We start from the raw sequence: 14,743 nt of genomic DNA on the forward strand, positions 1-14,743 counted from the left end.
GGCACTGGGTTTTGATCTCAGCATTCCAAGGTTCGAATCCTTGTATCCCAGCCATTTATAAAGTTAGACAAGATTATTGGGATATCGCCAAGCGGTAAGGCACTGGGTTTTGATCTCAGCATTCCAAGGTTCGAATCCTTGTATCCCAGCCATCTTTGGCAATGTAGCTCAGCTGGTTAGAGCACAGCACTCATAATGCTGGGGTCGCAGGTTCAAGTCCCGCCATTGCTACCATATTTACTAGGTAGAGTGAGTTGTACTTACGTTAGCTAGTAAAGCCAAAGTTTACTCTGAAATAAAAAGAGTATACTCTAAGTTAAAATTTGATGCGGGAATGGTGAAATTGGTAGACACGCCAGATTTAGGTTCTGGTGCCGCGAGGTGTGAGAGTTCAAGTCTCTCTTCCCGTACCATCAAATTTTATTCAAAGTGATTTTTAGTCTGTATTGCCATAATTTGTTTTAATTGGGGTATCGCCAAGCGGTAAGGCACCGGGTTTTGATCTCGGCATCCCCAGGTTCGAATCCTGGTACCCCAGCCAAATTCTGAAAAGCCCGTCTTAATAGACGGGCTTTTTGCTTTTTTGTTTTTATAACGTTAAATATTGCACGATATTGATAGCCTTTTTCTATTAACTCAATTGATTCTATCCATTATCTATCTTCGCTTCAGTTCTTTAGACTTACCTTATGCAGTTAATCACTAACCTTAGGTTTACTATGAACACCCAAACAACTCATCCTCCAATGCTTTCTGAGCATATATCACAGCCTATGACGGCGTTAATTGCCGAAGGTGGTGGTCAGCGTGGGATTTTTACTGCTGGGGTGTTAGATGCTTGGTTAGAAGCCGAATTTGATCCATTTGATCTGTTTATTGGCACCTCTGCCGGTTCGCAAAATTTAACCAGTTTTTTATCGCGCCAAAAAGGCTATGCAAAACGATTAATTCGAGGATTATCACGTCATAAACGTTTTTACCAATTAAGCCGAGGTTTAGTTGGTAAAAACGTAGTCGATCTCGATTGGTATTTTGATAAAACTACTCGAGGCAGTTTTACTTTGGATTTCGCCTCTGCAGCAAAATATTTAGGCAAACGGCAATTATTGATCACTACAACTAATTCACGAGATCGCCAAGGTTACTTTTTTAGTCCTAGCAACGATGGTGAGCATTGGCGCGAGTTGTTAAAAGCATCGAGTGCGTTGCCTTTTCTATACAAGCAAGGTGTGAAACTCGCGCCTTGGTTAAATACCCATGCCGCGAATCAAACACCTGAGCTTATAGGGCAACCTCAAGAAGACTTTTACCTTGATGGCGGGCTAGCGGCACCTTTACCTGTTCGTGAGGCTTACCAGCGCGGTGCGCGTAAAATTGTGGTCATTCGAACGGTTAATGCAGACTTTCAGGCGCAATCTGCTTGGGTACATAAGCTAAAATCATGGATTTGTGTCTCTGGTTATTGCCCCAGAACCATTGATTACTTAGTTCAACATGAACAAGCGTATCAACAAGAGTTAGCGTTTATTGCTAATCCGCCAGCTGATGTTGAAATTATCCAAATTTTTGCCGACAACAGTTTACAAAGTAAACTGCTTGGCAGTGCTGATACAGATTTACTGCATGATTATCATACTGGCTTAGCGGCTGGGAAATCATTTCTAGTGCAGCAACAACATGCCAATATTACGCCAGCGATGATGCAAGGTCAGCAATCATCTTTTATGCCTAAGTACGCTTTGTCTGCTTAATGAACCGAGTTCCACACAAATAAAAAAACGCACTCAATCGAGTGCGTTTTTGATGACCCTAATCGGGTAGATTAGTGGCGGAACATTGCAGAGATAGACTCTTCGTTGCTTACACGACGGATCGCTTCAGCAAGTACCGCAGACATGGTTAACTGAGTCACTTTAGCCACTTTGAGCATTTCAGGGCTTAATGGCACAGTATCAGTTACGATAACTTCGTCGATAACAGAGTTGGCAATATTCTCAGCTGCATTACCTGAGAATACAGGATGAGTAGCATAAGCAAACACGCGATTAGCGCCATGTTCTTTTAATGCTTCAGCAGCTTTGCATAAAGTGCCACCAGTGTCGATCATGTCATCAACAATGATGCAATCACGGCCTTGAACGTCACCAATAATGTGCATTACCTGAGCCACGTTCGCCTGTGGGCGACGTTTATCGATAATGGCAAGATCAGTATCATCCAATAGTTTGGCTACTGCACGAGCGCGAACAACACCGCCAATATCAGGAGACACAACAACAGGGTTATCAAATTTCCGGGAGAGCATGTCTTCAAGTAGCACTGGGCTACCGAATACGTTATCAACCGGGACATCAAAGAAACCTTGAATTTGCTCAGCGTGTAAGTCACAAGTCAATACGCGGTCAACACCCACGCTCGACAAGAAATCTGCAACCACTTTCGCTGTAATAGGCACACGTGCACTGCGTACACGGCGGTCTTGACGAGCATATCCAAAGTACGGAATAACGGCAGTAATACGACCCGCTGATGCACGGCGAAGCGCGTCAACCATTACAATAAGCTCCATGAGGTTATCGTTAGTTGGTGCGCAAGTAGATTGGATAATAAACACATCCGCACCACGTACATTCTCGTTTATTTGAACACTGATTTCACCGTCGCTGAAACGGCCTACAACTGCGTCGCCAAGTTTGCAAAATAAACGATCGGCAATCTTAGCAGCTAGATTTGGGGTAGCGTTACCAGCAAAGAGCTTGATGTCGGGCACTTTATGAACCTCAGATGTTTGCTTTACGATTAAAGGCTAGATCAATTTTACGTGTTGTCACTCAAAACTGACCCAGAAGATATTATGTAATTAGAGCTGCTCAAGCCGTATTTTTAATGGCGACTTATTCATCCCTTTTGCAACAAACCCTCGCATATGAGCCGGCAATTCGGCTAAAGCGTCAAGTGCTTGTTGCGAATGTGTAAATTCCCCGAACACGCATGCGCCTGTTCCAGTCATTCTCGACGGCGCATATTCTACCAGCCAGCTTAAGGCATTGGCAACTTGAGGGTGCTTAGTTGTGACCAATTTCTGACAATCATTGGTCCACTGCTGAGTCATTAAGCTGTTCATATCCAATTTAGGTGTGTTGCGTGGTAGATCAGGATGCTGAAAAATATCCTTAGTTGACACATGCACATCAGGGACAATAACTAAGTACCATGGTTCAGCGGGTTCTACTGTGATCAATTGCTCACCGACACCTTCGGCGAATGCTGATAAACCATTAATAAAAACAGGAACATCCGCACCGAGTGTTAAGCCTATTTCAGCCAGTTTACTGGGTGACACATTGGTTTTCCACAAGGCATTTAGTGCCACTAATGTGGTTGCTGCATCCGATGAACCACCGCCTAAACCACCACCCATAGGGAGTAATTTGTCTAACCAAATATGCGCACCGCCTTCATATTGGGTATAACGCTTGAGTGACTTTGCGGCTTTAAGAATTAAGTTATCGCTGTCAGCGACAGAATCGGAGATAGCAGAGTGTAAAATTAAATCGTCTGTGTTGGTAATATGAAAATCGAGGTAATCGCAATGGTCAATAAATTGAAATAAGGTCTGTAATTGGTGATAACCATCAGCTCGCTGGCCGGTAATGTGTAAAAATAAATTTAATTTTGCTGGCGCAGGCCAACTTGTTGAAACGGCTGATTTACGTAAGTGAGTTGGTTTCATGTTTGTTTAACTACCTTGTTAATGTGCCAGCAATTAACATTTATTGTTATTGGGTTTTGGCTGCTACAGCTGTCCATTGATTAGTTTGAATTTTTATTTGCACATTTTCTCGCTCAATCTTCAACAACTTAGGCACAAGCGCGCCGCTTTGTTGTTGCCAACTGATAAAACTCACCGACCAGTTTGCCTGAGGATCGTAACTGATGACTTGTTTAATTGTGCCATCAGGATTATAGCTGACAATTTTATCATTGCTGCCAATTTGGCCGGTGATCCATAAAGGAAGGCTATCAAGCGGGATTGACCAGCCGCTAATCCCTGTCAGTAAATCTTGGGCGTTACTGTCGCGATAGGTTTTGCCGTCTACTTCAAGCGTCGCCATGCCTTGATTTGTCTTGAGGGTTAATACTGTCGTGCCTAATACTGTGGTTAAACGCAAGTCATTGGCAGCGGGTTGGTGTAGCCAGTACAGATTAGTACTGAATTTATCTTCCGCTGTTTTAACGGCAATTTTACCCTGCAGCTCCCATGCATTGGCTTGAGCTGCATTGGTCACATTGATAGGCGTAAAATCTTCAGATGGAGTCACACTACAACCGGTTAACAAAAGCAACGCGGTGATAATAGCGGTATAAAAGAAAGATGCAGATAATCGCAATGGATTGCCTATCAGTTGCTTAAGATTTTCTTATGATACTGGGCTTAAGTCATTATGTAAAAATGCTTTTAGCAAAATTAATGTGATATTAATGTAAGGGTTTGCATAATGTTTATGTGAACCATAAATAAATATTTAGACATTTATTCGGTTTTGTTAAGCCAATTGTGTTTTTAGTCGGTTCAATTCAGTAGAATAGCCTAATTAACGTCACCGAAAAGAACTTGATACCATCAAATGAGCCTAGTAATAATCGGGATAAACCATAAAACCGCCACGGTAGATTTGCGTGAAAAAGTCGCTTTCTCTCCAGACCGCATTCATGACGCCATGAAAAGCTTGGCTAGTCGCACCCGTACGGGCGAGGCTGTTATTGTGTCGACCTGTAACCGTACTGAGCTATATTGCAATAATGCTGAAAAGGAAGACATTATTGAATGGTTGGAGGATTACCATAGTATTGAGCACAGCGACTTAATGCCGTGTCTCTATGCCTATGAAGAGCAAGTTGCCGTAAAACATTTAATGCGGGTAGCATCGGGTCTGGATTCACTGGTACTGGGTGAACCACAAATTTTGGGACAGGTAAAGCAAGCGTTTGTTAAAGCCAAAGAAGCTGGCACGATTGCATTGACCATTGATCGCTTGTTTCAAAACACCTTCTCTGTGGCCAAAAAAGTGCGCACTGAAACCGAAATCGGTGCCGCGGCAGTTTCTGTCGCCTTTGCCGCCGTCAGCATGGCGAAACATATTTTCTCATCATTGAGCACCACTAAGGTGTTACTCATTGGTGCAGGAGAAACGATTGAGCTGGTGGCCAAACACCTTAAAGATAATGGTGTTGCCTCTATGGTGGTGGCAAATCGCACTATCGAACGTGCCCAAGCCATGTGTGAAGAGTTTAACGCTACCGCCATTACCCTAGAACAAATACCAGATTTTCTCGCTAAAGCCGATATCGTGATATCCTCTACCGCCAGTCCTTTGCCCATTTTAGGTAAAGGTATGGTCGAAAAAGCGCTAAAACAGCGTCGTCATCAACCTATGTTGTTGGTGGATATTGCAGTTCCAAGAGATATTGAAGCAGAAGTCGGTGAGTTAGACGACGCATTCCTTTATACTGTAGACGATCTGCATAGCATAATTGAACAGAACATGGCTTCACGTAAAGAAGCCGCCGAGCAAGCAGAATTAATTACTGAAGACCAATCACACTTATTTATGGAGTGGATTAGGTCTTTAGAGTCAGTCGACAGTATTCGCGAATATCGCAGCCAGAGCTTGGCGATTAAAGATGAATTAGTTGAGCGCGCCTTGAATAAAATATCTCATGGCAGTGACAGTGAGCAAGTGATACTAGAGTTAGCCAATAGGCTAACTAATCGTTTGATACATGCACCGACACAAGCGCTTACTTCAGCAAGCCGTCAAGGCGATTTGAATACGTTAGGCCAATTAAGAACTGCGCTTGGTTTAGATAAAAACTAAGGTTAGCGAGCTAAATGAAAGAATCCGTTATCCGCAAGCTTGAAGGCTTGCTCGAGCGTAATGAAGAAGTATTAGCATTATTAAGTGATGCTACCGTGATTTCGGATCAAGACCGTTTTCGTGGATTATCAAAAGAATATTCTCAACTTGAAAATGTAGTCAGTAGCTTCAAGGCGTTTCAACAAGCTCAAAAAGATTTCGACTACGCTAAAGAGATGCTTGAAGAAGACGATGCTGAAATGCGCGAAATGGCGCAAGATGAGTACAAGCAATCTAAGCAAGTGTTAGAAAAACTTGAAGATGAATTACAAGTTTTACTCTTGCCTACCGATCCTAATGATGACACTAACGCGTTTCTTGAAATTCGTGCGGGTGCCGGTGGCGATGAAGCCGCTATTTTTGCGGGTGACTTATACCGTATGTATTCGCGTTATTGCGAAGCGAACCGTTGGCAGATAGAAGTCATGAACGTCAACGAAGGCGAGCATGGCGGCTTTAAAGAAATCATTGTTAAAATCAGTGGTGATGGTGCTTACGGTAAATTAAAGTTTGAGTCTGGTGGACATCGTGTTCAACGTGTACCAGAAACCGAATCTCAGGGCCGGGTTCATACTTCAGCATGTACAGTCGTGGTATTGCACGAAGTACCTGAAGCTGAAGCGATTTCGATTAATGCAGCAGACTTAAAAGTTGATACATTCCGCGCCTCTGGTGCCGGTGGACAGCACGTTAACAAAACTGATTCAGCGATTCGTATTACCCATATTCCATCTGGCATTATTGTTGAGTGTCAGGATCAACGTTCACAGCATAAAAACCGTGCCCAAGCGATGAGTGTTTTGGCTGCGCGTATTCAAGCTGTTGAAGATGAAAAAAGACGTAGTGCAGAAGAAACTACCCGTCGTAGTTTAGTGGCCAGTGGCGATCGTTCTGAACGTATTAGAACGTATAACTACCCACAAGGTCGCGTAAGTGATCATCGTATCAACTTAACACTATATCGCTTGAATGAAGTCATGGAAGGCGACTTAAATGTCTTGCTTGAACCCATTATGCTAGAACATCAAGCCGATATGCTTGCCGCGTTAGCTGACGACTAAGGAGTTCTCTTGACGCAGTCTTCGTATTCAACAATTGCTGAAGCCCTTCAATGGGCTTATTCACAACTAGCCGCAACCTCTGAATCTGCTCATGTAGATGCAGAGGCATTGCTATTGCATTGCTTGAATAAAAATCGCAGTTTTTTATATACTTGGCCTGAGCGACAACTGACGAGTGAGCAATTTAAAGCTTATAGCCAGATGATCGCTAAACGTCAAAATGGCACTCCGGTAGCGCATATTATTGGTGAACGAGAGTTTTGGTCATTACCTTTTATTGTTAATGACTCAACGCTTATTCCCCGGCCTGATACTGAAATTTTAGTTGAAACCGCACTGAACTTATCTGTGCGTCACAATGCCAGAGTATTAGATTTAGGCACAGGAACCGGTGCTATTGCATTGGCGTTAGCATCTGAACGACCTAAATGGCGGATTACTGCCATTGATAATGTTCCAGAGGCTGTCGAGCTTGCTAAAGCTAATCGCGGTAATCTTAACTTACCAGACGTTGAAATTATCCAGTCTGATTGGTTTTCAGCCGTTAAACAGCGCGATTTTGATTTGATCGTGTCTAATCCTCCCTATATTGATGAAGCCGATGAACATCTTCATTTAGGCGATGTTCGCTTTGAACCGCAAAGTGCACTCACCGCTGGCAATGAAGGCTATGCCGATTTGTATTATATTGCTGAGCAAGCGCGTGCTCATTTACTTACTGGTGGTTATTTATTGCTTGAACATGGCTATGAACAGGCGATTAAAGTTCGTGAGAAATTGATTGAACTTGGCTACCACAATGTGGCTACCGTTCGAGACTTTGGCAGTAATGACCGCTGCACGCTTGGGCAATGGATGGATGAGTAATTCAGTATCTACAGGTATATATCTCGCTAAGTAAATAGCAATAATCCAAATATTAGTATGCGGCTGGTTGATCGAGTAAACTAGGCGCCTTTTATTTTTACCTTTTTTTAATGAGACTTAATTAATGGAAACATTTTATAGTTTATATCCAGCGGTAAAGCATACTCACATGATGTTTATTGCCATGAGTGTGATCTTTTTTATCGTGCGTTTTGTTTTACATTTACGCAAGTCTCCCATCATGGAAAAAAAGTTTGTTAAAGTAGCACCACATGTCATTGATACGTTTTTATTACTATCAGGCTTCACTTTGTGCTTTATGATCAAACAATATCCTTTTGTCGATCCATGGATGACAGAAAAAATAATCTGTGTTGCGGCCTATATTGCTTTAGGTGTGATGGCACTTAAATCTAACCGTAATAAGCTGTTTAAGTTTTTTGCTTTTATCGGCGCAATCGGTTGGGTAGTGTTAGCGGCCAAACTGGCTTATTTCAAACAAGTCGTCTTCATGGGTTAATTGGTTTTAATGGCAAAATATCTTCTTGATGATGCAGTTTCGATACCTGAAACTGCATTTGAGCTCTCTGAACATCTTGGCTTTTCAACATCTAAACCTGCTATGTGGGCGTGGTATGAAATGGCCGGTTCAGTATTGAGTCACTATGTTATTGACCAACAAGCGCGCCTTGAAGGTCTGTTTAAGTGGTTTTACAATGATTTAGGTTTTTGTGTTCGAGACGACTATTTTAGCGTCGAGGCTGCAGATTTAAGCTATTGCGTGTTAAAGCGTCAAGGCAATAGCACTACACTATCAATATTGTTAATTTTATTGGCTAAACAACTCGACTTAACACTCGAGGCGGTTTTATTACCCGGTAATACGGTATTAAAAAGCCAAGTGAATGATGTGGTTAAATACCATGATCCGCTAACCGGTAAAGAACTTAGCCGTCATCAATTACATGCGTTAGTACGTGGTGAACTGGGTAATGCGGCTAAATTAAAACCAAGCCACCTTAAAACGGCTACGCTCAAACGGTTAATTAGCCGTATGTTACATGAGCTAAAAGCGGGTTGTATCGTCAGTCATAAATTTGAACAGGCAATGGAATGTTGTAATTTATTATTACAATGGCATCCAGACGATGTGCATCTTAATCGTGAACGTGCTTTTATTGCCCAACAGTTAGGTTGCATTAAAGTGGCCATGTCGGATTTACAACACTTCATCGATTTGAGTCCGCATGATCCTGTGATTGAACTGGTTAAGATTCAATTAAAGGAACTCAGTCAACATATGCAGGTTTATCATTAATGATTTGATAACCTGCAACCTAGGCAGCTTTGAGTTAACTCAAAGCTGCTTTATTCGCAGTGAACTTCTTGCAAGTTGATTACCAGCGCGCAGCAGAGAAGTTATCATCATCGATTTTCATAACAGCAAAAATAACAACAATAACAATAACAATAACAACTAAAAATATAATGTATTTGTAAGGGAGAACTCTACATGTCAACGTCAGCAATGGTGAGCAATGATGCCACCGCCCTGGGTATACTCGCCGTTATTTTAGGTTTTGTTTTTTACACAAGCTCGTCCACTCATCCTTTTTGGCAAAAGTTTTATAAGTACATTCCAGCTTTACTACTGTGTTATTTCTTACCTTCATTATTAAATACCTTTGGTGTGATTGATGGCCATTCATCACAATTGTATTTTGTTGCATCACGGTATTTACTGCCTGCATGTTTGGTATTATTGATTTTAAGTGTTGATTTAAAAGCTATTCTTAGTTTGGGCCCTAAAGCGGTTATTATGTTTTTAACCGGTACGCTTGGGATTGTTATTGGTGGGCCGATTGCATTAATGACAGTGTCGATCATCGATCCATCACTTTTAGGTGGCAATGGTCCTGATGCAGTTTGGCGCGGCATGACAACCTTAGCGGGTAGCTGGATTGGTGGTGGTGCTAACCAAGCTGCAATGAAAGAAATTTATGAGGTTGGTGGCGAGATATTCTCCGTTATGGTGACGGTTGATGTCATCGTTGCCAATATCTGGATGGCCGTGTTGCTCTTTATGGCGTCAAAAGCCAAAGAGATTGATGCCAGAACTGGCGCTGACACCACAGCCATTGAAGCGCTGAAACAGAAAGTCGAAAAGTATCACGCCGAAAATTCGCGCATTCCTTCGCTGCGCGATATTATGTTGATTGTGGCAGTTGGTTTTGGTGTCACTGGTTTTGCCCATTTTGCAGCTGATTTCTTGGGACCGTTTTTCGAAGCTCATTATCCATGGACCGAAGATTATAGTTTAACCTCTAAATTCTTCTGGCTAGTGGTTATTGTGACTACCGTTGGTTTAGGACTTTCATTTACTCCAGTGCGTCATCTTGAAGCGTCTGGTGCCTCTAAAATAGCTTCGGCATTTTTATACATTCTGGTTGCGACCATAGGTTTGCATATGGATGTGTCTAAAATAATGGATACGCCGATTTATTTCTTAGTAGGTATAGTGTGGATGTTAGTGCACGCAGGGTTAATGTTATTAGTGGCTAAACTCATTAAAGCCCCATTATTTTATATGGCAGTGGGTAGCCAAGCCAACGTTGGTGGAGCGGCATCAGCTCCCGTAGTGGCAGCAGCATTTCACCCAGCCTTAGCACCTGTAGGGGTGTTGCTGGCAGTATTCGGTTATGCATTAGGTACTTACATGGCTTGGCTATGTGGTCAGTTATTACAAATTGTTGCAGCGTAATGCGCTAAGAGGATCAAATGGATCAAAAAATTATTCAGTTAACTAACCATGTTGAAGTCGCCAACGATAAACCGTTTGTGTTATTTGGGGGCATGAATGTACTCGAGTCACGTGATTTAGCCATGTCGATTGCAGAACATTATGTGGAAGTGACCCAAAAGCTTGGTATTCCATACGTGTTTAAAGCTTCGTTTGATAAAGCTAATCGTTCATCGGTTAACTCATACCGTGGTCCAGGTATGGAAGAAGGTCTTCGTATTTTTGAAGAAATAAAATCAACCTTCAATGTGCCAATTATCACCGATGTACACGAAATCTATCAGTGTGCACCAGTCGCCGACGTTGTTGATATTATTCAGTTACCGGCTTTTCTTGCGCGTCAAACTGACCTGGTTGTGGCGATGGCGAAAACCGGTGCCGTTATTAACGTTAAAAAACCGCAGTTTTTAGCGCCGCATGAAATGCGTCATATCATTACTAAGTTTAATGAAGCGGGTAATGACAATATTATTTTATGTGAACGTGGCAGTAGCTTTGGTTATAACAACTTGGTTGTCGACATGCTGGGCATGGATGAAATGAAGCAAACGGGTTATCCAGTGATCTTTGATGCTACCCACGCACTGCAACGCCCAGGCGGACGTGCAGACTCTGCTGGTGGACGTCGTGCACAAGCAACTGAACTTGCGCGCAGCGGTATGGCATTAGGGTTAGCAGGCTTATTTATCGAAGCACATCCTGATCCTGATAATGCAAAATGTGATGGCCCATGTGCACTCCCATTGCATTTATTAAAGAAATACCTAACCCAGATGAAAGCGGTTGATGACTTAGTAAAATCATTCGAGTTCATTGATACCAGCAAGTAAATTATTAATAGCATTGGATGACTAATAACTCGATAAGTTGATTATTAATCACTTTAGCACTTTATAAGTGTCTTTTAATCGTCGTAAACAGTAATCTAATTGCCCTTGTATAAGCCCTGACTTTTTACCAAGTTTCAGGGCTTTTTTAGAGCAGTAACCAATATGTGGATCATGTTTACCTTTCTCGCCGCATTCATGCAGGCGTGGCGCAATGCATTTCAAAGCAAGCTGAGTAAAGACGTCAGTGTGGCAGGCGTAACCTTGGCGCGCTTTATTTGGGCTGGTCCCATCGCAGCTGTCTATCTATTTAGTTTGCATCAATATTCCCCTACTGCAATACCCACTTTTAACGCCAGCTTCTGGGGCTTTGTTATTGGTGCTTCATCAATGCAAATTTTAGCCACAGGGCTTATGGTGAAGCTGTTTAAAATGCAGAACTATGCCATAGGTGCTGGGCTAGCCAAAAGCGAAGCCTTAGTAGCCGCTATCCTTGGGGTTATCTTTTTTGGTACTCAATTATCAATACTAGGCTGGATAGGCGTTGTCATCGGCGGTTTGGCAGTCATGTTGCTCAGTAGCAAGCAGGGTTTTAAACAGTTATCACTGAAAACGGTATTATTAGGGCTTGCATGCGGCAGTGCTTTTGCGTTGACATCCTTATGGGTAAGAGAAGCCAGTTTAACCCTACAAGGGCCATTTACGCATCGTGCAGCCTGGGTATTGCTGTGGGTTATTGGGTTACAAACCATAGTGCTAATTGGTTATTTACTGGCAAAAGATAAATCGACTTTAGCAGCCTTGTGGCAACGACCTAAATTAACCTTAGCCATTAGCGTTTCCAGTTGTATTGGTTCGATTGGCTGGTTTAGCGCAATGTCGTTGCAGGCTGTACCGTATGTGAAAACCTTAGGTCAGGTTGAGGTGTTTTTCACCCTGATTATTGCGACCTTTTGGCTGAAACAGAAAGTGAAAATTAATGATGTTGCCGGATTAATGCTAATCGCTATTGCGGCTATTTTAGTGATGTGGAGTTAATATTATTAGGCTTACTGAGTCGTAAAACTCTCTCGAGGAGAGCTTGATTTTGGGGAACATCAAGCTGATGCACCTTAGCTTGCTGGCAAATATAGCCATTAATCTCATGAATTTCAGTGGGTCTACCGTGAGCGACATCTTGATACATAGATGAAAAGTTAGCTGAGGTTAACGCAATCACTTGGTATACCCGCGCACTCAGTGCTGCTTTATCTAAGTTGATGCCATCACATTGAGCCACTTGGACTAATTCATCAATAATTGCCGCAATCTGTGCTTGGTATTGAGTCGCGGCTAAATGACCATTAGCACACTGATTTAATGCAGTTAATGGGTTTATGACTGCATTAATCGCCAGCTTTTGCCATAACACGGGTAAAACAGGCTGATGCCATTCAATGGGTTGATGGTCACTGTGCAGATTATTTAGGCGCATCTTTAATGCTGTCGGCATAAGAGGGCCGCTAAAATGCCCCAGTTGGGTTACGCCAAAGCCGCTGTGTTTTACTTGCCACTGATTTTGTTTCAATGCCGCCTGCGATGTTGTGCCTAAGGTCAATCCTTGATGCTTTGCCAATACAGCAGCCACCGAAAAGTGGGGGCCTAAACCATTGTGAAGTAATACAATATGGCATTGAGGAGACAGTTTGGTTAACAAGGGGATAAGTGCTAGTTCAACTTGATAGGCTTTGACACACACAAGCAGTAATTCAACCTGGGCTAAGCGGTTATCTTCGGTGCCCAATATGGTCGCTAATGCTTTATGGCATTGCTGCTTATCGTCAATAAAATCCAGTTTTTGTTGCCGAGTTTGTTTATCTCGGCCAATAAACATCACATCGTCTACTTCTGGCGTTGACGAGCAGACAGTCAGTTTGTGATACATCAATTGCCCAATTGCACCCGCGCCTAATATGGCAATCAGTCGATGACTATCGTGCGTGGATGATGGTGGCAATAGTGATGTTTTTACCATATTTTTTAGCGATTCGCTTTTAATTTACGGTATTTAATCATCGAAAAATGCACTAAATAAAACAGGGCAATACCCGTAAGATCAGCGATAACATCGGCAGCTGATGCGCTACGATAGGGAAGACGTGATTGGATCAGCTCAATCAACACGGCATAGGTCGCCAAAGCGCTACACAAAAAATACCAGCGTGGTTTAAAAGCGTAATGAGCTAGGTAAGCAAGCGCGAAAAAGCTACCTAAATGGCCTACTTTGTCCATATGAGCAAAAGTCTGCGGATAACTTGGTTTTGAAAAAACAAGATAGCTTGTCACAATGATGGCGACAACTAAGGCAAGCTTGAAAATATTTTTATAAGTGATCACGAGCGTAATATTGGCCTAGTGAAGCGAGAAGATGGCTAATAATAAGAAACCTACTGAAAATTGTCACTCATTAACCTCTCTGGAAAGTCATAATTGTTATAGTCGAGCCATTTATACTGCTGATAATCGTAAGTTAATCATCGTTAAACTCAGTCTAAATAAGCCCTATAGTGATATTATCAATAAAAATAGCTGCTTGATGATTTTTTGTTAATCAATCACCAGTTAGTCATTAATAACCTCGTGATGACATCTGTGGTCGCACTCCACTATCCCGATAATGACTCCTAGTGTAAAATAGCAAAATATATATGTGATGAACCAAAGAGGAAAGCAAGATGCCATCTATGGATATTGTGTCAGAAGTTGACGAAGAAGAATTACGCAATGCGGTAGAAAATTCCCGCCGTGACGTTGCTGGCCGATTTGACTTACGTGGTAAAGAAATTGACATTGATTTGAAAGACAATGTGGTTACCTTAAAATCAGAAGATGATTTTATTTGTAAGCAATTAGTCGACATTTTGCGCATTCAGCTGAGTAAACGTAACGTCGATCCATCATCAATGGAAGTTGATGAGAAAGCGGTTCATAGCGGAAAAACCTTCAGCTTAAAAGTAAATTTTAAACAAGGTATCGACTCACTGATTGCTAAAAAGCTAGTCAAAGCTATCAAAGACAGCAAGCTTAAAGTACAAGCTGCTATCCAAGGTGATTCAGTTCGTATCACTGGTAAAAAACGTGATGACTTACAAGCTGTTATGCGCCTAGCGAAAGAGTCTGATCTTGGCCAACCATTCCAGTTCAATAACTTCAGAGATTAATCCTGAAGAGAGCCATTCTGAACAAAAAAAAGCCGATACGGGTAATCCTATCGGCTTTTTTATTAAATTA

15 protein-coding genes and 5 tRNA genes (1 of these 20 cut by a window edge) are annotated in these 14,743 nt (G+C 42.2%); 15 read left to right on the forward strand and 5 right to left on the reverse strand.

What is annotated here, in order from left to right:
• The 6 genes from ACED29_RS09940 to ACED29_RS09965 form a co-directional block, all read left to right on the forward strand.
• Positions 1-54 (forward strand) — tRNA-Gln (locus ACED29_RS09940); it begins 121 nt to the left of the window's first position.
• A 23-nt stretch (positions 55-77) separates the two neighbouring features.
• Positions 78-152, forward strand: a tRNA-Gln gene (locus ACED29_RS09945).
• A 5-nt stretch (positions 153-157) separates the two neighbouring features.
• Positions 158-234, forward strand: a tRNA-Met gene (locus ACED29_RS09950).
• 94 nt (positions 235-328) lie between these two features.
• Positions 329-413 (forward strand) — tRNA-Leu (locus tag ACED29_RS09955).
• 53 nt (positions 414-466) lie between these two features.
• Positions 467-541: transfer RNA gene (locus tag ACED29_RS09960), tRNA-Gln, on the forward strand.
• A 178-nt stretch (positions 542-719) separates the two neighbouring features.
• Entirely contained in the window at positions 720-1,751 is a 1,032-nt protein-coding gene (locus ACED29_RS09965; RefSeq protein ID WP_371697576.1) for a patatin family protein, read from the forward strand.
• A gap of 71 nt (positions 1,752-1,822) precedes the next feature.
• On the opposite strand, the gene ACED29_RS09970 is transcribed toward ACED29_RS09965, so the two are convergent.
• From ACED29_RS09970 to lolB, 3 genes are all read right to left on the reverse strand, one after another.
• Complete coding sequence (locus ACED29_RS09970) at positions 1,823-2,770, reverse strand: ribose-phosphate pyrophosphokinase (RefSeq protein WP_124017821.1); 948 nt, start codon at positions 2,768-2,770, stop codon at positions 1,823-1,825.
• Positions 2,771-2,860: 90 nt separating this feature from the next.
• Complete coding sequence (gene ispE, locus ACED29_RS09975) at positions 2,861-3,733, reverse strand: 4-(cytidine 5'-diphospho)-2-C-methyl-D-erythritol kinase (protein ID WP_182722456.1); 873 nt, start codon at positions 3,731-3,733, stop codon at positions 2,861-2,863.
• 46 nt (positions 3,734-3,779) lie between these two features.
• Positions 3,780-4,403, reverse strand: a complete 624-nt coding sequence (gene lolB, locus ACED29_RS09980) for a lipoprotein insertase outer membrane protein LolB (RefSeq protein ID WP_371697616.1) — start codon at positions 4,401-4,403, stop codon at positions 3,780-3,782.
• Between the two features lie 225 nt (positions 4,404-4,628).
• Between lolB and hemA the strand changes: the two genes are divergently transcribed.
• The 8 genes from hemA (at position 4,629) to ACED29_RS10020 (ending at position 12,511) form a co-directional block, all read left to right on the forward strand.
• Entirely contained in the window at positions 4,629-5,879 is a 1,251-nt protein-coding gene (gene hemA, locus ACED29_RS09985) for a glutamyl-tRNA reductase (RefSeq protein WP_124017824.1), read from the forward strand.
• Between the two features lie 14 nt (positions 5,880-5,893).
• Positions 5,894-6,979, forward strand: coding sequence for a peptide chain release factor 1 (gene prfA / locus ACED29_RS09990; protein WP_124017825.1), 1,086 nt, complete (start codon positions 5,894-5,896; stop codon positions 6,977-6,979).
• Between the two features lie 9 nt (positions 6,980-6,988).
• On the forward strand, positions 6,989-7,846 hold the full coding sequence (gene prmC / locus ACED29_RS09995; protein ID WP_124017826.1) for a peptide chain release factor N(5)-glutamine methyltransferase: 858 nt from the start codon (positions 6,989-6,991) through the stop codon (positions 7,844-7,846).
• Positions 7,847-7,970: 124 nt separating this feature from the next.
• Entirely contained in the window at positions 7,971-8,366 is a 396-nt protein-coding gene (locus tag ACED29_RS10000; RefSeq protein ID WP_124017827.1) for a SirB2 family protein, read from the forward strand.
• 9 nt (positions 8,367-8,375) lie between these two features.
• Positions 8,376-9,164, forward strand: a complete 789-nt coding sequence (locus tag ACED29_RS10005) for a tetratricopeptide repeat protein (protein WP_124017828.1) — start codon at positions 8,376-8,378, stop codon at positions 9,162-9,164.
• 195 nt (positions 9,165-9,359) lie between these two features.
• Positions 9,360-10,607 carry a DUF819 domain-containing protein gene (locus tag ACED29_RS10010; RefSeq protein ID WP_124017829.1) on the forward strand — a complete coding sequence of 416 codons (1,248 nt, stop codon included), beginning with the start codon at positions 9,360-9,362 and terminating at the stop codon, positions 10,605-10,607.
• 17 nt (positions 10,608-10,624) lie between these two features.
• Complete coding sequence (gene kdsA / locus ACED29_RS10015; RefSeq protein ID WP_371697577.1) at positions 10,625-11,476, forward strand: 3-deoxy-8-phosphooctulonate synthase; 852 nt, start codon at positions 10,625-10,627, stop codon at positions 11,474-11,476.
• A gap of 162 nt (positions 11,477-11,638) precedes the next feature.
• Positions 11,639-12,511, forward strand: a complete 873-nt coding sequence (locus tag ACED29_RS10020) for a multidrug transporter (RefSeq protein WP_371697578.1) — start codon at positions 11,639-11,641, stop codon at positions 12,509-12,511.
• Here ACED29_RS10020 and ACED29_RS10025 read toward each other — a convergent pair.
• Positions 12,489-13,487, reverse strand: coding sequence for a ketopantoate reductase family protein (locus ACED29_RS10025; RefSeq protein ID WP_371697579.1), 999 nt, complete (start codon positions 13,485-13,487; stop codon positions 12,489-12,491). The genes ACED29_RS10020 and ACED29_RS10025 overlap by 23 nt on opposite strands.
• 5 nt (positions 13,488-13,492) lie before the next feature.
• The gene (locus ACED29_RS10030; RefSeq protein ID WP_124017833.1) at positions 13,493-13,849 is read right to left on the reverse strand and encodes a VanZ family protein; all 357 of its coding nucleotides are present in this window, start codon (positions 13,847-13,849) and stop codon (positions 13,493-13,495) included.
• A 338-nt stretch (positions 13,850-14,187) separates the two neighbouring features.
• On the opposite strand from ACED29_RS10030, the gene ACED29_RS10035 reads away from it, so the two are divergent.
• Positions 14,188-14,673: a YajQ family cyclic di-GMP-binding protein gene (locus ACED29_RS10035; protein WP_124017834.1), complete on the forward strand. Its 486-nt coding sequence runs from the start codon at positions 14,188-14,190 to the stop codon at positions 14,671-14,673.
• The last annotated feature ends 70 nt before the right edge of the window (positions 14,674-14,743 follow it).

This window comes from Shewanella sp. 5S214 (genome assembly GCF_041439795.1).
Classification (GTDB): domain Bacteria; phylum Pseudomonadota; class Gammaproteobacteria; order Enterobacterales; family Shewanellaceae; genus Shewanella; species Shewanella vesiculosa.